Below are 331 nucleotides of genomic sequence, written 5' to 3'. Positions count from 1 at the left end.
ACAGGTTAAGTTCACCGCATCCAGCGGTGACACCTGTGTGACCTGCGTCGTGCAGGCCTTAGTTTGACTGACTACGCACATCGCTGTGCGATTTTTATAAAAAATGAATTAACAGGTACGTTTTGTCTTGTTTAGTTTTCAAAGATCATTTCAATTTTTCGCTTTGTTAAAGCAACTTTATTAGTATACGATGTTGCTTCTTTAAAGTCAATAACTTTTTTAAAAACTTTTTGGTGGAGCCTAGCGGGATCGAACCGCTGACCTCCTGCGTGCAAAGCAGGCGCTCTCCCAGCTGAGCTAAGGCCCCAAGAAAATGGTCGGGAAGACAGGA

The 331-nt window shown here is 43.5% G+C and carries 1 tRNA gene; it reads right to left on the bottom strand.

Going from position 1 to position 331, the window contains the following annotated elements:
- Positions 1 to 231: 231 nt before the first annotated feature.
- Positions 232 to 307, bottom strand: a tRNA-Ala gene (locus tag MOF34_RS20630).
- Between the last annotated feature and the right edge of the window lie 24 nt (positions 308 to 331).

Origin of the sequence: Bacillus sp. T17B1, assembly GCF_026796395.1 — a bacterium.
Lineage (GTDB): Bacteria > Bacillota > Bacilli > Bacillales > Bacillaceae > Bacillus > Bacillus spizizenii_A.
Note: the sequence above shows the minus strand (reverse complement) of the source record. Positions and strands in the feature narration are given on the sequence as shown.